General features: G+C 69.4%; 12 protein-coding genes and 3 tRNA genes. 13 read left to right on the forward strand and 2 right to left on the reverse strand.

The window, feature by feature from the left end; all coding sequences use genetic code 11:
• Window positions 1–134: 134 nt before the first annotated feature.
• Entirely contained in the window at window positions 135–2,888 is a 2,754-nt protein-coding gene (locus KUV62_RS12780; protein ID WP_222604096.1) for a hypothetical protein, read from the forward strand.
• A gap of 78 nt (window positions 2,889–2,966) precedes the next feature.
• On the opposite strand, the gene KUV62_RS12785 is transcribed toward KUV62_RS12780, so the two are convergent.
• Complete coding sequence (locus KUV62_RS12785) at window positions 2,967–5,417, reverse strand: ATP-dependent helicase (RefSeq protein ID WP_222604097.1); 2,451 nt, start codon at window positions 5,415–5,417, stop codon at window positions 2,967–2,969.
• A gap of 365 nt (window positions 5,418–5,782) precedes the next feature.
• Between KUV62_RS12785 and KUV62_RS12790 the strand changes: the two genes are divergently transcribed.
• Window positions 5,783–9,226, forward strand: a complete 3,444-nt coding sequence (locus KUV62_RS12790; protein ID WP_222604098.1) for a pyruvate carboxylase — start codon at window positions 5,783–5,785, stop codon at window positions 9,224–9,226.
• Between the two features lie 159 nt (window positions 9,227–9,385).
• A complete protein-coding gene (locus tag KUV62_RS12795) occupies window positions 9,386–9,787 on the forward strand; it encodes a rhodanese-like domain-containing protein (RefSeq protein WP_222604099.1) in 402 nt (133 codons plus the stop codon).
• A 4-nt stretch (window positions 9,788–9,791) separates the two neighbouring features.
• On the opposite strand, the gene KUV62_RS12800 is transcribed toward KUV62_RS12795, so the two are convergent.
• A complete protein-coding gene (locus tag KUV62_RS12800; protein WP_222604100.1) occupies window positions 9,792–10,298 on the reverse strand; it encodes a DUF4405 domain-containing protein in 507 nt (168 codons plus the stop codon).
• 175 nt (window positions 10,299–10,473) lie between these two features.
• On the opposite strand from KUV62_RS12800, the gene KUV62_RS12805 reads away from it, so the two are divergent.
• From KUV62_RS12805 to KUV62_RS12850, 10 genes are all read left to right on the forward strand, one after another.
• A tRNA-Gly gene (locus KUV62_RS12805) sits at window positions 10,474–10,548 on the forward strand.
• A gap of 46 nt (window positions 10,549–10,594) precedes the next feature.
• Window positions 10,595–10,669 (forward strand) — tRNA-Gly (locus KUV62_RS12810).
• Window positions 10,670–10,703: 34 nt separating this feature from the next.
• Window positions 10,704–10,778, forward strand: a tRNA-Gly gene (locus tag KUV62_RS12815).
• A 321-nt stretch (window positions 10,779–11,099) separates the two neighbouring features.
• Window positions 11,100–11,543, forward strand: coding sequence for a hypothetical protein (locus tag KUV62_RS12820; protein WP_222604101.1), 444 nt, complete (start codon window positions 11,100–11,102; stop codon window positions 11,541–11,543).
• A complete protein-coding gene (locus tag KUV62_RS12825) occupies window positions 11,540–12,208 on the forward strand; it encodes a MotA/TolQ/ExbB proton channel family protein (protein ID WP_222604102.1) in 669 nt (222 codons plus the stop codon). The genes KUV62_RS12820 and KUV62_RS12825 overlap by 4 nt, the downstream gene beginning before the upstream one ends.
• Complete coding sequence (locus KUV62_RS12830) at window positions 12,201–12,596, forward strand: biopolymer transporter ExbD (protein ID WP_222604103.1); 396 nt, start codon at window positions 12,201–12,203, stop codon at window positions 12,594–12,596. The genes KUV62_RS12825 and KUV62_RS12830 overlap by 8 nt, the downstream gene beginning before the upstream one ends.
• Window positions 12,596–12,985 (forward strand): ExbD/TolR family protein, encoded by a 390-nt coding sequence (locus tag KUV62_RS12835; RefSeq protein ID WP_222604104.1) that lies wholly within the window; start codon window positions 12,596–12,598, stop codon window positions 12,983–12,985. Before KUV62_RS12830 ends, KUV62_RS12835 begins: the two co-directional genes overlap by 1 nt.
• On the forward strand, window positions 12,982–14,097 hold the full coding sequence (locus KUV62_RS12840; protein ID WP_222604105.1) for an energy transducer TonB: 1,116 nt from the start codon (window positions 12,982–12,984) through the stop codon (window positions 14,095–14,097). The genes KUV62_RS12835 and KUV62_RS12840 overlap by 4 nt, the downstream gene beginning before the upstream one ends.
• 180 nt (window positions 14,098–14,277) lie before the next feature.
• A complete protein-coding gene (locus tag KUV62_RS12845) occupies window positions 14,278–15,324 on the forward strand; it encodes a hemin-degrading factor (protein ID WP_222604106.1) in 1,047 nt (348 codons plus the stop codon).
• On the forward strand, window positions 15,321–16,199 hold the full coding sequence (locus KUV62_RS12850) for a hemin ABC transporter substrate-binding protein (protein WP_222604107.1): 879 nt from the start codon (window positions 15,321–15,323) through the stop codon (window positions 16,197–16,199). Before KUV62_RS12845 ends, KUV62_RS12850 begins: the two co-directional genes overlap by 4 nt.
• Window positions 16,200–16,202: the final 3 nt, after the last annotated feature.

Here is a 16,202-nt window from a genome sequence, read left to right on the forward strand (position 1 = left end):
AACATCGGGCTCCGGGCGGCGTGTCGCAAGGCTCTGCGTTGCAAGCTTTCTTCCGCTCGGCGGAAGGCTGCTATACTCTGTCATCGCGGGGCAGCAGACTCCCATCAACAGCCGAGCAGTGGTAGACACCGGACATGGTACCGAATTTCGCGCTTTCCCTGTCCTTCGACGGCATCGCTCTTCTCAGGCGGTCGGTCTCGGGCTGGATGCAGATCGAGCAGCTGGCCTTCGAGGACGCGGCGCTCGAGACAAAGCTCACCGCCCTGCGCGAGCGCGCCGAGGCGCTTGCCGCCGATGGCGCGCAGGTGCTGCTGGTGTTGCCGAACGAGCAGATCCGCTATCTCGACCTTGCCGACCCCGGCGGTGACGATGACGCCGGCGCAAACGCCGTGCGCGCCGCGCTCGACGGTGCCACGCCCTACGCGGTCGACGAGCTGAGCTATGACTGGTCGCGGCGCGATGACCGGCTGCTGGCAGCCGCCGTCGCGCAGGAGACGCTCGACGAGGCCGAGAGCTTCGTGCGGGCGCATGGCTTCGTGCCGGTGGCCTTCACCGCCATCCCCGGCGACGAGGCGTTCGAGGGGGCCGTCTCCTTCGGCGCGGCATCGGGCTGGACCGGCGCGGCGCCGGAGCGGCTCAAGACCCCGATCAAGGTCGTCCCGGCAACGGCAGAAGCGCCTTGGGCTGGCGCCGCGCGGCGGCCGCAGCCTGCGCCCGAGTCAGAGGCCGATGGAGCTGCCGACGTGGCCGAGCTTGTCGCGACGCCGCCGGTGGCGACGGATATCGATGCGGAGGAGACTCCGGCAGAGGCAGAGCCTCAGCAGGCGCAGCCCGAAGCGGCAATTTCGGCGGAGGCGGAGCCTGAGCCCATGCCTGCGAGCGCTTCCTCCGAGGCGAATGAGGTGCCTGCCGATCGAGCCGAGACCGAGGCCGACGCGCCGCAGGAGGAGACCGCCAGCTTCGGCGGCGGCACGTTCGGCCCCGGTGGCGGGGCAAGAACGCCCGTCGAGGCGCCGCCCCTGCCCGAGCCGCGCAGCACGGTGCCGGTCGCGCCGGCGGCGCCCGGACCGGCACAAAGACCCGGCGCGCCGAGCTTCTCGAGCATACGGGCCAGCCGCGAAGCCCCGTCCCCTGCGGCGGCCCCGTCGCTGACCGCCGCTGCCGACGGCGGCCCCGGCCGCACCCCGCAACTGCGCGCTGAGGCCGCGCCCGACAGCGCGGCAAAAGCCCCCGGAAAGAAGGCGCCCACCGCGGGAGGAACGGCCTCCAAGCCCCTGCGGAAGAATAAGAAAGCGGCGGCTGCACCGGCACCGGAGCCGGCCGATCCCGGCCCGGCCGCCCCCCGCAAGGATGCGCTGCAGGTCGCCGCCATGCGCCGCAACGCCGGCACCGATCCGGGGCCTGCGACGGCACAGCTCGCCGCCGCAGCTGCGGTCGATCCGGAAGAGGAACGCCGGCGGATGACCGTCTTCGGCGCACGCGGCCAGGAGATCGGCGGCAAGCCGCGCTTCCTCGGCCTCATGCTGACGGCGGCGCTTCTGCTGTTCCTCGCCGCGGTCGCCGCCTGGGCGTCGGTCTTCCTCGACGAGGGCATCTCGGGCCTGTTCCGCCGCGACGCCGCGCCGACCACCATCGCGGAGACCCTGCCCGAGGGCGAGGCGGCAGAGGAGCTTGCCGATGCGGAGCCGGAGATCGGGCCCGAGGCGGTTCTCGACACCGCTGCGCTCACGCCCGCCCCCGCGCCGGAAGCCCCCGAGGCGGAGACTGCGCCGGAGATAGAGGCCGCGCCTGCGCCCGTGACGATCGACGAGACCGCCGCGCCGGAGCCGGCCCTGCCCTCGGCGGAGCCGCTCTCGCCCGACGAGGCCGCCACCCGCTACGCCGCGACCGGCATCTGGCAGGCCGCGCCGACGGCGCCACGCATGCCCGGTGGCAGCGATGTCGACGATCTCTACATCTCCTCTGTCGACCCGGCGGTGGGACAGTTCGACGCCATCGCCCTGCCCGCGGCGCCGGGCCTCAACGACGATATCGCGCTCGAACCGATGCGCTTGCCGCCCGGCCCCGACGAGCGCTTCGACCTCGATCCGCGCGGGCTGGTCCGGGCCACTCCCGAGGGCGCGATCTCGCCCGACGGGCATCGCGTCTTCACCGGCCCGCCGCCGCAGCGCCCGCCGCTGCGCGAGGCCGCCGAGGACGCCCCGGAGGCCGGAGAGGCCGAGACGCCGCAGGACAGCGCAGCCCTTGCCGCCGCCGACGCGCTGCGCGCGGTGCGTCCGCAGGATCGGCCGGAAGACCTGATCGAACAGACCGAGCGCGCGAGCCTTGGCGGTATCTCGCGCTCCGAGCTCGCCGACATGCGCCCGGTGCTGCGCCCCGAGAGCGTCAGCGTCCAGGCCGAGGCGGCCCGCGAGACGCTGGTCGCGCCGGTGTCCGAGGACATCGCGACAGCGGTGGAGGAGGCGCTCGAGGCGCCCGAAGTGCCGAGCGGCACCGCGCAGGCAGTGGCCAGCTCGCTCGAGCCGCAGACCCGCCCCGGCAACATGTCGAGCCTGGTGCAGCAGGCGGCGCGCCGCGCGCCGCAGCAGACCCAGACCGCCACAGCAGCGCCGGTGCGCGTGCAGCCCGGCCCGCGCGTGCCACAGAATGCCAACGTGGCCCGCGAGGCGACCACCGCGAACCAGATCAATCTGCGTGACATGAACCTGATCGGCGTCTTCGGCAGCGCCTCGAACCGGCGTGCGCTGGTGCGGCTGTCGAACGGGCGGCTGCAGAACGTCAAGGTCGGTGACCGTCTCGATGGCGGCCGCGTGGCCGCGATCGGCGAGGACGAGCTGCGGCTCACCAAGAGCGGGCGCAACATCGTCTTGCGGATGCCGCGCGGCTGAGGCCCGGGCGGTCATTCCGCCCGCGGCAAACCCTGTTTCATTTCCGGGAGATGCGCCGCGATCTTCGCAGCGCAGGCCCTAGAAGGGCACGTCGTTTTCGGCGTGCACGAAGCGCGCCACGACCTTCTTCACACCGGCCTTCTCGAAATCGATCTCGAGCTTGTCGCCCTCGATGCCGATCACCGCGCCGTAGCCGAACTTCTGGTGGAACACCCGCTGCCCGGTCTCGAAGGCCGAGACCGCCTGCAGGTCGATCACCGTGTTGCGGCTCTCGCGTGGCTGGCTCACCGGGCGCTGGCCCGAGCGCTCCTGCAGCCGCTTCCAGCCCGGAGAATTGTAGACGTTGGCCTCGGCCGCACGGCTCTCGAGCCCCGAGCCGGCGCCATAGGGTGCCGCGGCGCCGAAGCCGCCGCCGTAGAGCCCCGGCGGGGTCAGCACCTCGACATGCTGCTCGGGCAGCTCGTCGATGAAGCGCGAGGGCAGCGCGCTCTGCCACTGGCCGAAGACCCGGCGGTTGCCCGCGAACGAGATCGTGCAGAGCTCCTCGGCGCGGGTGATGCCCACGTAAGCCAGCCGGCGCTCTTCCTCGAGCCCCTTCTGGCCGCTCTCGTCCATCGAGCGCTGCGACGGAAACAGCCCGTCTTCCCAGCCCGGGAGGAATACCACCGGGAACTCGAGCCCCTTGGCAGCGTGCAGGGTCATGATCGAGACCTTGGCGCCGCTCTCCTCGGTCTCGTTGTCCATGATCAGCGCCACGTGCTCGAGGAAGCCCTGCAGGTTCTCGAACTGCTCCAGCGCCTTGACGAGTTCCTTGAGGTTCTCGAGCCGGCCCGGCGCCTCGGGCGTCTTGTCGTTCTGCCACATGGCGGTGTAGCCGCTCTCGTCGAGGATCATCTCGGCGAGCTCCATGTGGGTCATCCGCGGCGCGCCGCGCCGGGTCTCGCCCACGGTCAGCGGCTCCTCGTTGTCGATCACCGCGTCCTCGATGCCGTCATCGGCCAGCTCTCCGGGGCGCAGCACCGGGCCGAGCATGGTCTCGCGCCAGCGGGCGAGGTTCTCGCAGAGCTGGCGCAGGTGGCCGCCGCCCTTGCCCTTGATCCGCCCCTCGTCGACCGCGATGCGGGCGCCGTCGAGCAGCGAAACGCCGAACTCGCGCGCGGTGTGCTGGATCAGCTGCTGCGCCTTGTCGCCAAGGCCGCGCTTGGGAGTGTTGACGATGCGCTCGAAGGCGAGATCGTCATCGGGCGAGACCACGAGGCGGAAATAGGCCATGGCATCGCGGATTTCCATGCGCTCGTAGAAGCGCGGGCCGCCGATCACGCGATACGGCAGACCGATGGTCAGGAAGCGGTCCTCGAAGGCGCGCATCTGGTGCGAGGCGCGCACGAGGATGGCCATGTCGTCGAGCGATTTCGGATCGAGCCCGCGGGTGCCCTTCTGCAGCGACTCGATCTCCTCGCCGATCCAGCGCGCCTCTTCCTCGCCGTCCCAATGGCCGATCAGGCGGACCTTCTCGCCACCCTCGGCGGCGGTCCAGAGCTCCTTGCCGAGCCGGCCCTCATTGCCCCGGATGACGCCGGAGGCGGCGGCGAGGATATGCGCCGTCGAGCGGTAGTTCTGCTCCAGCCGGACCACGTGGGCGCCGGGAAAATCCTTCTCGAAGCGCAGGATGTTGCCGACTTCGGCACCGCGCCAGCCATAGATCGACTGGTCGTCATCGCCGACGCAACAGATGTTCTTGTGCCCGCCCGCCAGCAGCCGCAGCCAGAGATACTGCGCCACGTTGGTGTCCTGGTACTCGTCGACGAGGATGTAGCGGAACCAGCGCTGGTATTGCTCGAGAATGTCGGGATGGGCCTGGAAGATCGTCACCACGTGCAGCAGCAGGTCGCCGAAATCGCAGGCGTTGAGCTCGCGCAGGCGGGTCTGGTACTGCTCGTAGAGCTCGGTGCCGCGGTGGTTGAAAGCCGAGGCCTCGGAGGCGGGCACCTTGGCAGGCGTCCAGGCGCGGTTTTTCCAGTGGTCGATCAGCCCCGAGAGCTGCCGCGCTGGCCAGCGCTTTTCATCGATATTGTTGGCCGAGAGCAGCTGCTTGAGCAGGCGGATCTGGTCGTCGGTGTCGAGGATGGTGAAGTTCGACTTGAGCCCCGCGAGCTCGGCGTGACGGCGCAGGAGCTTGACGCAGATGGCATGGAAGGTGCCGAGCCACGGCATGCCCTCGATCTGCTGGCCGAGCATCCGCCCCACCCGGTTCTTCATCTCGCGCGCGGCCTTGTTGGTGAAGGTCACCGCGAGGATCTCGTTGGGTCGCGCCTTGCCGCTGACCAGCAGGTGCACGATGCGCGAGGTCAGCGCCTTGGTCTTGCCGGTGCCGGCGCCGGCGAGCATCAGCACCGGCCCGTCGAGCCGTTCCACCGCCTCGCGCTGTGCCGGGTTCAGGTCGTCGAGATAGGGCGCCGGGCGCGCGGCCATGGCGCGCGCGGACAGCGAAGCGCCTTCGAAGGCGTCCATGTCATCGAAACTGCTCATGGCCGCCAATCTAGCGGTTGCCGCACGGGATGGAAAGACGGCGTTCGCGCAATGTTCTCACCAATCTTTTGCACCCACCGACATCCGTGCGCGTCGTGGAAGCGCCCCGCCCCCGGCCTGCCCCGCGACAGATGCGCCCCCCCGGACGCACCCGAGGCCGCAATCGCCTCGGTCAGCGCAAGTTTTTTCGCCAGCGCAAAGACGCTGCCTGCCGGAAATCGCGAATATTCGGTCTCTGCCAGCCGATCTTTGCAAAGATATCTGAGCTACATGTTTAATTTGCAAAGCCACCTTGCGCTGCAACGCGGCATCGCGTTCTATCTCGCCGATGGTCTGGAGAGAGACCCTAAGGAGGAAGTTAAAGTATGTCCGAATTCCAAAAGATCCTGATCGCGAATCGCGGCGAGATCGCCATCCGCATCATGCGGGCGGCCAACGAGATGGGTAAGAAGACCGTCGCCGTCTATGCCGAAGAGGACAAACTCGGACTTCACCGCTTCAAGGCCGACGAGGCCTATCGCATCGGCGAGGGCCTGGGCCCGGTCGCGGCCTACCTGAGCATCCCCGAGATCATCCGCGTCGCCAAGGAATCCGGCGCCGATGCGATTCACCCGGGCTACGGCCTGCTCTCCGAGAACCCGGATTTCGTCGATGCCTGCGCAGAGGCGGGCATCACCTTCATCGGCCCCAAGGCCGAGACCATGCGCGCGCTTGGCGACAAGGCCAGCGCCCGCAAGGTGGCGATCCAGGCCGGCGTGCCGGTGATCCCCGCCACCGAGGTGCTGGGCGACGATTTCGACGCCATTGCCAAGGAGGCCGAGGAGATCGGCTACCCGCTCATGCTCAAGGCGAGCTGGGGCGGCGGCGGGCGCGGCATGCGCCCGATCGAGAGCGCCAAGGAGCTGAAGGAAAAGGTGCTCGAAGGGCGCCGCGAGGCCGAGGCCGCCTTCGGCAATGGCGAGGGCTATCTCGAGAAGATGATCACCCGCGCCCGCCACGTCGAGGTGCAGATCCTCGGCGACAAGCAGGGCAATATCTACCATCTCTACGAGCGCGACTGTTCGGTGCAGCGCCGCAACCAGAAGGTCGTCGAGCGCGCCCCCGCCCCCTATCTCTCCGAGGCGCAGCGCGAGGAGCTCTGCGAGCTCGGCCGCAAGATCTGTGCCCATGTGAACTACGAATGCGCCGGCACCGTCGAGTTCCTGATGGATATGGAGACCGGCAAGTTCTACTTCATCGAGGTGAACCCGCGGGTGCAGGTCGAGCACACGGTGACCGAGGAGGTCACCGGCATCGACATCGTGCAGGCGCAGATCATGATCGCCGAGGGCAAGAGCCTCGCCGAGGCCACCGGCAAGGCCTCGCAATATGATGTGAAGCTCACCGGCCACGCGCTGCAGACCCGGATCACCACCGAGGATCCGACCAACAATTTCATCCCCGATTACGGCCGCATCTCGGCCTATCGCTCGGCCACCGGCATGGGCATCCGCCTCGACGGCGGCACCGCCTACGCGGGCGGCGTCATCACCCGCTACTACGACTCGCTCTTGGTGAAGGTGACGGCCAAGGCTCCGACGCCCGAGAAGGCGATCAAGCGCATGGACCGCGCCCTGCGCGAGTTCCGCATCCGCGGGGTGAGCACGAATATCGACTTCGTCATCAACCTGCTGAAGCACCCGACCTTCCTCAACAACCAGTACACCACCAAGTTCATCGACACGACGCCAGAGCTCTTCGACTTCAAGAAGCGCCGCGACCGCGGCACCAAGGTGCTGACCTACATCGCCGACATCACGGTGAACGGTCACCCCGAGGTGCAGGGCCGCGCCCGCCCCGCCGCCGAGCTCAAGCCCGCGCGCCCGCCGGAGCGCCGCGTCGAGGTGACGCCCCCGGGCACCCGCACCCTGCTCGAGGAGAAGGGCGCGCAGGCGGTGGCCGATTGGATGGCGGCGCAGAAGCAGCTGCTGATCACCGACACCACCATGCGCGACGGTCACCAGTCGCTGCTGGCGACCCGGATGCGCTCGCTCGACATGATCAAGGTGGCGCCGGCCTATGCCGCCAACATGTCGGGGCTGTTCTCGGTGGAGTGCTGGGGCGGCGCGACCTTCGACGTGGCCTACCGCTTCCTGCAGGAATGCCCGTGGCAGCGCCTGCGAGACATCCGCGCCAAGATGCCCAACGTCATGACGCAGATGCTGCTGCGCGCCTCCAACGGCGTGGGCTACACCAATTACCCCGACAACGTGGTGCAGAGCTTCGTGGCGCAGGCCGCCGAAAGCGGCGTCGACGTGTTCCGGGTGTTCGACAGCCTGAACTGGGTCGAGAACATGCGCGTGGCGATGGACGCGGTGATCGACAGCGGCAAGATCTGCGAGGGCACGATCTGCTACACCGGCGACATCCTCGATCCCGACCGCGCCAAGTATGACCTCAAGTACTATGTCGAGATGGGCAAATCCCTGAAGGACGCCGGCGCGCATGTGCTGGGGCTGAAGGACATGGCAGGGCTGCTCAAGCCCTCCGCCGCCGGCCCGCTGGTCAAGGCGCTGAAGGAGGAGGTCGGCCTGCCGATCCACTTCCACACCCACGACACCTCGGGCGCCGGCATCGCCACCATCCTCGAGGCGGCGCGGGCCGGGGTCGACGCGGTCGACGCGGCGATGGACGCGCTCTCGGGCAACACCTCGCAACCGACGCTCGGCTCGGTGGTCGAGGCGCTGCGCCACACCGAGCGCGACACCGGGCTCGATGTCGACGTGATCCGCGAGATCTCGAACTACTGGGAAGCGGTGCGCGGGCAGTATGCCGCCTTTGAAAGCGGCCTGCAGGCCCCGGCCTCGGAGGTCTACCTCCACGAGATGCCGGGCGGCCAGTTCACCAACCTCAAGGCGCAGGCCCGCTCGCTCGGGCTCGAGGAGCGCTGGCACGAGGTCGCCAAGACCTATGCCGACGTCAACATGATGTTCGGCGACATCGTCAAGGTGACGCCGTCCTCGAAGGTGGTCGGCGACATGGCGCTGATGATGGTGAGCCAGGGGCTGACCCGCGCGCAGGTCGAGGATCCGAAGAGCGACGTGAGCTTCCCCGACTCGGTGATCGACATGATGCGCGGCAATCTCGGCCAACCGCCGGGCGGCTTTCCCGAGGGCATCGTCAAGAAGGTGCTGAAGGGCGAGGCGCCGAACACCGAGCGCCCGGGCAAGCACCTCCCGCCGGCGGATTTCGCGGCGCTGCGCAAGGAGCTGCAGGACAAGTTCCCCGATGTCGAGTTCGACGACGAGGATTTCAACGGCTACCTGATGTATCCCAAGGTCTTCACCGACTACGTGGCGCGTCACGAGGAATACGGCCCCGTCCGGGTGCTGCCGACGATGACCTATTTCTACGGCATGGCGCCGGAGGAGCAGATCACCGCCGAGATCGATCCGGGCAAGACCCTCGAGATCCGGCTGATCACCGTGGGCGAGACCCAGGACGACGGCGAGGTGCGGGTGTTCTTCGAGCTGAACGGCCAGCCGCGCACGGTGCGGGTGCCCGACCGCAAGGCGAAGGCGAGCTCGACCGCGCGCCCCAAGGCGGAGACCGGGAACCCCAACCACATCGGCGCGCCGATGCCCGGCGTGGTGGCCTCGGTCGCGGTGCAGGCGGGGGCGCAGGTCAAGGAAGGCGACCTGCTGCTGACCATCGAGGCGATGAAGATGGAGACCGGCCTGCATGCCGAGCGCGACGCCACGGTGAAGGCCGTGCACGTGCAGCCCGGCGGCCAGATCGACGCCAAGGACCTGCTGATCGAGCTGGAGTGATCGCGGGTCCGGGTGGGGGCCCTGGCGCCCCTGCCCGGGCTTCGCTCTTGTGGCGCGGGCGGGAGGGGACGCTGCCCCCTCTTGGCGCTGCGCGCCAATTCACCCCCGAGGTATTTTCGAACCAGAGAAGATCCGGGGGAGCGCCTGGGAGGAGAGGCCATGGCTTTGAAGGTGAGTGCGGCGGCGCTGGTGGCGGAGGCGCGGTCGCGGATTCCGGAGGTCGAGACCGCGGCGGCGATCGCGCAGCTTGGCGATGCGGACCTGGTGATCGTCGACATCCGCGATGTGCGCGAGCGCCAGCGCAGCGGCTATATTCCGGGCTCGGTGCATGCGCCGCGCGGCATGCTGGAATTCTGGGTCGATCCCGAGAGCCCCTATCACCGCGAGGTGTTTGCCCAAGAGGGCAAGCGCTACCTGTTCCATTGCGCCAGCGGGTGGCGCTCGGCGCTGGCGGTGGCGATGCTGCAGGACATGGGCTTCGACGCAGCCCACCTGCGCGACGGGTTCACCGACTGGGTGGCGCAGGGCGGGCCGGTGGAGCGCCCTGCCCCGCAGGACTGAGAGCTCAGCTGCCCTGGGCGGCGAGCAGCGCCAGCATCGCCTCGGCGGACTGGCCGGAGGCGGTGGCGATGTCCGACAGGCTCTGCGCCGGATCGCTGACGGTGAAGCCTGCCGCGCCCAGTGCCGCGCCGAGCTCTTCGGGGGTTTCGCCGAGCACCGGCGCCACGGTGCTCAGCGAGCCGTCCAGCATCTGCTGGGCGACGGCGAATTGCGGCGGGCGGCCGCCTCCGGCGGTGCTAGACGCGTCGGGGATCACGAAGGCCAGCGCCGCCGCCAGCGAGGCGAGCATCGCCACCGGGAAGGCCGGCTTGCGCAGGTAGGCGCTCATCGGGCGCCAGTTCTTCCACAGATGCAGCGCGAAGGGCAGGATCAGCACCATGCTGAGCCATTCGTGCATGCCGTGGAAGGTGGCGGGCGCCCAGTGGAAGAACAGGGCGATTCCCGAGACCAGCGAGACGAGGAACAGGCCGGTGACGAGCGGGGTGGCGGTGCGGTTGAGAAGCTGTGACATGGCGTATGGCTCTGGAACATGCTGAAATTGAACAGGCGCCGCACCGCCTTCACGGCGCGACTTTCTGTCAAACGCCGAGCGGCGCGGCGCCCGTCGCCGGTTTCGATGAGAAAGATGAGTTTTTTCTCTTGCAGACCGGCGCGGGAGACTCTAAATCGCCTCCACCACCAAGGGGGCGGGCGTAGCTCAGGGGTAGAGCATTACCTTGCCAAGGTAAGGGTCGGGCGTTCGAATCGCCTCGCCCGCTCCAGATGGTGGCTTACCCGGCCGGGGTCACCCGGCGAACGGTCTGATAAGCGGGCGTAGCTCAGGGGTAGAGCATTACCTTGCCAAGGTAAGGGTCGGGCGTTCGAATCGCCTCGCCCGCTCCAGACCGACCCAAGGCGGAGAGATCCGCCGCGCCGAGCGGGCGTAGCTCAGGGGTAGAGCATTACCTTGCCAAGGTAAGGGTCGGGCGTTCGAATCGCCTCGCCCGCTCCAATTTCCTTCTCTTCCTTCGATGATCGACAGCTGTCAGCCGACGCCAGCTCTTCGCCGTCTGGCAGTGGCCGTCACGCCCCGGCCCTGCTTGCGAGGTCGGCCGTCTGCGCCGCGCATCTGGCCCCTGCAGTCAGGCCGCAGCGGGCCGGAAGACCTGCGCCCGTCCCCGCCTGATAGGCCGCGAGAGCGGCCCCAAGAATAGTTGATAAAGTTTATAAGGTATTGTCATCCATTCGGCTTTGTGGTGACTCTCGCGACCAACAGGTGGCAAGCTCGCGCCCGCAATGGCGCTGTCAGCCGTTCCTTGCTTTCAGATGTATCATGGAGTCGCTGGTGTTAACTGCTCGAACCCCCACCTCTCTCGCCGTGGCGCTGGCGCTCGGCCTCGCCGGCCCGCTCGCCGCCCAGGACAGCGCGCCCGCCCTGACCCTCGAGCTCAACGCGCAGGAGCAGGTGGAGACCGGCTGCAAGCTCAGCTTTCTCGCACGGAACGGCCATCCCACCGCGATCGACAAGGTGGTCTACGAGACCGTTCTGTTCGACACCACCGGCCAGGTCGAGCGCCTGACCCTGTTCGATTTCGGCACCCTGCCGGCCGGCAAGCCGCGGCTGCGCCAGTTCGTGGTGCCGGGGCTGCAATGCGACGGGCTGGGCCAGATCCTGATCAACGGCGCCAGCACCTGCGAGGCCGGTGAGCTCGGCGCCTCGGCCTGTATCGAGGGGCTCGGCCTCACCAGTCGCACCGATGTGGAGATGATGGGATGATGGACCAGCTGCTGACCAACCTGCGCGGAGCGCTGCTCGAGATCTACGAGCTCGGCGGTCCGGTGGTGCTGCTTCTGATCGCGGTGTCGATCGTCACCCTTGCGGTGATCCTCTACAAGCTCTGGCAATTCCGCGCCGCCGGCGTCGGGCGCCACAAGGCGCTGCGCCACGCGGTCGAGGCCTGGGATTCCGGTGACGAGGCCGTGGCCCGGCGCGAGCTTGCGCGCTCCAAGAGCTATCTCAAGCCGGTGGTAGAACTGGCGATGACCGGGCGCTGCGACACCGCCCGGCTCGACGCCGAGGCCGAGACCCGCTTCGCCAAGCTCGAAAGCGGCTTCCGCTTCCTCGACTCTGTGGCGCAGCTGTCGCCGCTGATGGGGCTGTTCGGCACCGTTCTGGGCATGATCTCGGCCTTCCAGGCGCTGCAGGATGCGGGCTCGCAGGTCGATCCCTCGATCCTCGCAGGCGGCATCTGGGTGGCGCTTCTGACCACCGCCGTCGGCCTCGCCGTGGCGATGCCAACCTCGGTGGTGCTGAGCTGGCTCGAGACCCGCATGGAGGCGGAGCGCGTGCTGGCGGAGAAATCCCTGCGCAGCATCCAGTCGCCCTCGGGCACCCATGTCGGGGCCGAGACCGCAGCACAGGGCAGCTACGCCCATGCGTAAGGCCCGCCGCAGACGCAGGCTTTCGATGACGTCGCTCATAGACGTTATCTTCCTGCTGCTGCTGTTCTTCATGCTGACCTCGACCTTCACCCGGTTTTCCGAGGTCGAGCTGACCGCCGCCGGATCGGGCGCGGCTTCGGACACGCCGCGTCAGCCGCCGCTGTTCCTGCGCCTCGGCGCCGAGACCGCCGAGCTCAACGCCACCGAGATCGCCCTCGAAGAGCTTGCCGCGGCGCTGGCCGAGGCCCGCGCCGGCAGCGACGACGACGGGGTTCGGCAATTGCTCGTGGCAATGCAGCCCGACGTGAGCGCCCAGCGCCTGACCGACCTGCTGGTCGTGCTGCGCGGCGTCCCGGGCTTCGCGCCAACCATTCTGGGAGCCTCCTGATGCGCGCCCGCCGCCCCAAATCCGAGCGCGAGCCGACCATCGCGCTGATCAACATCGTCTTCCTGATGCTGATCTTCTTCCTCGTCGCCGGCACTCTGTCGCAGCCCCTCGATCCGGGCCTGAAGCTCGTGAGCACCGACGATCTCGAGGGCAACACGCCGCCGCCCGATGCGCTGGTGGTGCATCCCGATGGCCGGCTCAGTCACCGCGGCAGCGACATCGCAAGCGCCGAGAGCTTTCTGGCGACCCTCGACGAGGCCGCGCTCGAGACCGTCCGGCTGGTGCCGGACCGCGACCTCCCCGCGGCCGAACTGGTCGATCTGGCCCGCAGCCTGCGCAACGGCGGCGCCGGGCGCGTGATGATCGTCAGCGAACGGGGGCTGGAATGATCGCCCGCTCGAGATCCGCCAAGTTCCTCGCCGTGTTGCTCGCCGGCAGCGCGCACGGCGCGCTGGCGCTGGCGCTGATGGCGCAGGACCCGGCTGTCGAGATCGAGGGCAGCGGTCCGGCCGGGGAGGCCGCTCTGGGATCGAGCTTTGCCGATATGGCGGCGGGCTCCCTGAGCGCCGTACCGCCGGAGGATCTGACCGAGGTCGAACCGCTGGAGGCGCCGGTGCAGCCGCCCGAGACGCCGACCGAGACCACTGAACCGCTGCAGGCCGAGCCGGTCGAGCCGCTGCAGGCGGCGCGTACCGAGCCTGCGCCCGTCGCCCCCGCCGAGGCCCCGAGCACGCCGGTCGCCCCCGCTCCGCCGCTCACCGCCGCAGAATCGCGGGACGTGGTCGCGGCGCTGGCGCCGCCGGAGCCGAACCAACCAGAACCGCCAGAGCTCATCGAGCCCGAGCCCGAGGCCGAGGCCGAGGCCGCAGAGCCGGTCGTCCCGGACGAGCCTGTCCAGGCTGAGCCCAGCGAGGCCGAGGCGCCCGAGGTCGAAACCGTCGAGGCCGAGGCGCCCGAGCCGACCGAGCCCGAAGAGGCAACCGAGGAAGAAGAGGTGCCCGAGACCGCGCTGGCCAGCTCGCTGCGGCCGGTCGAGCGCCCCGACAGCCTGCGCAAGCCGAAGCCGGCACCGCAGCCGCAGCGCCGCGCCGAACCGGAGCCCGAGCGCCGGCAGGCACAGCCGCGCCCGACGCAACAGGGCAATGCCGAACGCAACGCCCGCGCCGGTCAGGAACAGGGCAACGAGGCCGCGACGGCCAGCCGCAGCGGCGCCGGTGGACGCGCGGACAGCTCCGGCAACGCCGCCGCGAGCAACTATCCCGGGCAGGTGATGCGCAAGCTCAGCCGCGTCTCGCGGCCGCGGATGAACGCGCGCGGGGCCGCCGTCGTCGCGTTCAGCATCGCCGGCAGCGGCGGTCTCTCGGGCGTGTCGCTGGCGCGGAGCTCCGGCTCGGCGGCGCTCGACCGCGCGGCGCTTCAGGTGGTGCAGCGCGCCGCCCCCTTCCCGGCCCCGCCGCCCGGCGCCCGGCGCAACTACTCGATCGAGATCAAGGCGCGCTGAGCGCCGCCGCGACCGTCCCGCACCACGGCGATGGTCGCGGCGCCCCCATCCGCCCGCGCGCCCCTTCGATCATTGCCGCTTGCAGGCGGCCACCTGTCTGAGTATTTTACTCAAGAAAGACCGCCAGCTCCCGCGCCAGCCGTCACTTGTCAGAACACGACCAAGAGACTGGACTGCCCCATGAGCGACACCACCACCCCGTCCGAGATCCGCGCCGCGCTGGCCGAGAACCGCAAGACCCGCAGCCGCGACCTCGCCGAGCGCCTGACCATCTCCGAGGCGCAGCTCCTCGCCGCGCAGACCGGCCACGGCGTCACCCGGATCAGCGCCGATCCCGACCTGCTGATGCCCGCCGCCGAGACGCTCGGCGAGGTCATGGCGCTGACCCGCGTCGAGGCCGCGGTGCATGAGAAAGTCGGGCGATACGGCAATTACCATTCCGGCCCGCATGCCTCAATGGTGCTGAACGAGGCCATCGACCTGCGCATCTTCCCCAGGCATTGGGTGCATGGCTTCCTCGTCGAGCAGGAGGCCGAACACGGGCTGCGGCGCAGCCTGCAGGTCTTCGACGCCGCGGGCGACGCGGTGCACAAGATCCACCTGCGCGAGGGCTCCGACCTCGCCGGCTGGACCGCCCTGAAGGAGACGCTGGCCACCGGCGACAACTCCGACCGGCTCGAGGTTCGCCCGCGCGAACCGGTCGAGGCGGCGAAGTCCGACCCGTCGAAGCTCGAGATCCTGCGCAAGGAATGGGCCCGGCTCACCGACACGCACCAGTTCCTTCGCCTGTGCTCGAAGCTCAGGATGAACCGGCTCGGCGCCTACCGCATCGCCGGCGCGCCCTTCGTGCGGGCGCTCAACCCGATGGCGGTCGACACCATGCTCGAGGCGGCGCGCGACCGCGAGACCGGGATCATGCTCTTCGTCGGCAATCGCGGCTGCATCCAGATCCATTCCGGCCCGATCCACAACCTCAAGCCGATGGGTCCGTGGCAGAACATCATGGACCCGGGCTTCAATCTCCACCTGCGCCGCGACAAGGTCGCCGAGCTCTGGGCCGTCGAGAAGCCGACCCAGCGCGGACCGGCGCTCTCTGTCGAGGGGTTCGATGCCGAGGGCGGGCTGATCTTCCAGTGCTTCGCCATCGGCAAGGAGGGCAACGACCACCGCCCCGCCTGGCGCGAGATCGTCGAGGCGCTGCCGGCCCGCGAGGGTGTGCCCGCATGAGACGCCGTTCCTTCTCTGCCATCGCCGCCAGCTCGCTGGTCTATCTCGCCCTCGGGGCCCTTGGCGCCGTGCTGAGCCCGGCCGAGGCCGCCCGTGGCGAGGCCGACACGCTGGCCATCGGCGGCTCGGTGACCGAGATCGTCTACGCGCTCGGGCAGGAACACCGCCTGGTCGCCCGCGACACCACCTCGACCTACCCGCCCGAGGCCACCGCGCTTCCCGATGTCGGCTACATGCGGTCGCTCTCGCCCGAAGGTGTGCTCTCCGTCGGGCCCGACCTGATCGTCTCCGAGGAAGGCGCCGGCCCGCCCGAGACGCTCGCCGTGCTCGAGGAAGCCGCGATTCCCTTCATCACCGTGCCCGGCGGGTTCTCCGCCGAGGGTGTCGCCGCCAAGATCCGCGCCGTGGGCGAAGCGCTCGACGCCACGGAGGCAGCCGAGGCGCTGGCCAAGACGGTCGCGGACGAGATCGAGGCCGCCTCCGCCCGCGCCGCAAAACACGCCGGAGCGCCCAAGCGCGTGCTCTTCGTGCTCTCGGCGCAGGGCGGCCGTCTGATGGGCGCGGGCGACGACACCGGCGCCGCCGCGATTATCGAGCTGGCCGGCGGGGTCAACGCGCTCGAAGGCGTCTCGGGTTACAAGCCGCTCTCGGACGAGGCCGCCACTGCGAGCGCGCCCGACGTCATCCTGATGATGGACCGCTCCGGCGATCACGGCGCCAGCGCCGAGGAACTCTTCGCGCTGCCCGCACTGGCCGTCACCCCCGCCGCCGAGACCGGCGCGCTGATCAAGATCGACGGGCTCAAGCTGCTGGGCTTCGGCCCCCGCACCGGCGCGGCGGTGGCCGAGCTCTCCGCCGCGCTCTACGGCGAGTAGGCC

Origin of the sequence: Salipiger bermudensis, assembly GCF_019801965.1 — a bacterium.
Classification (GTDB): domain Bacteria; phylum Pseudomonadota; class Alphaproteobacteria; order Rhodobacterales; family Rhodobacteraceae; genus Salipiger; species Salipiger bermudensis_A.

Excerpts from the sequence above, each read along its gene's own strand:
- KUV62_RS12780 (WP_222604096.1), top strand. The coding sequence starts at position 135 with ATGGTACCGAATTTCGCGCTTTCCCTGTCCTTCGACGGCATCGCTCTT.
- KUV62_RS12785 (WP_222604097.1), bottom strand. The coding sequence starts at position 5,417 with ATGAGCAGTTTCGATGACATGGACGCCTTCGAAGGCGCTTCGCTGTCC.
- KUV62_RS12790 (WP_222604098.1), top strand. The coding sequence starts at position 5,783 with ATGTCCGAATTCCAAAAGATCCTGATCGCGAATCGCGGCGAGATCGCC.
- KUV62_RS12795 (WP_222604099.1), top strand. The coding sequence starts at position 9,386 with ATGGCTTTGAAGGTGAGTGCGGCGGCGCTGGTGGCGGAGGCGCGGTCG.
- KUV62_RS12800 (WP_222604100.1), bottom strand. The coding sequence starts at position 10,298 with ATGTCACAGCTTCTCAACCGCACCGCCACCCCGCTCGTCACCGGCCTG.
- KUV62_RS12820 (WP_222604101.1), top strand. The coding sequence starts at position 11,100 with ATGGAGTCGCTGGTGTTAACTGCTCGAACCCCCACCTCTCTCGCCGTG.
- KUV62_RS12825 (WP_222604102.1), top strand. The coding sequence starts at position 11,540 with ATGATGGACCAGCTGCTGACCAACCTGCGCGGAGCGCTGCTCGAGATC.
- KUV62_RS12830 (WP_222604103.1), top strand. The coding sequence starts at position 12,201 with ATGCGTAAGGCCCGCCGCAGACGCAGGCTTTCGATGACGTCGCTCATA.
- KUV62_RS12835 (WP_222604104.1), top strand. The coding sequence starts at position 12,596 with ATGCGCGCCCGCCGCCCCAAATCCGAGCGCGAGCCGACCATCGCGCTG.
- KUV62_RS12840 (WP_222604105.1), top strand. The coding sequence starts at position 12,982 with ATGATCGCCCGCTCGAGATCCGCCAAGTTCCTCGCCGTGTTGCTCGCC.
- KUV62_RS12845 (WP_222604106.1), top strand. The coding sequence starts at position 14,278 with ATGAGCGACACCACCACCCCGTCCGAGATCCGCGCCGCGCTGGCCGAG.
- KUV62_RS12850 (WP_222604107.1), top strand. The coding sequence starts at position 15,321 with ATGAGACGCCGTTCCTTCTCTGCCATCGCCGCCAGCTCGCTGGTCTAT.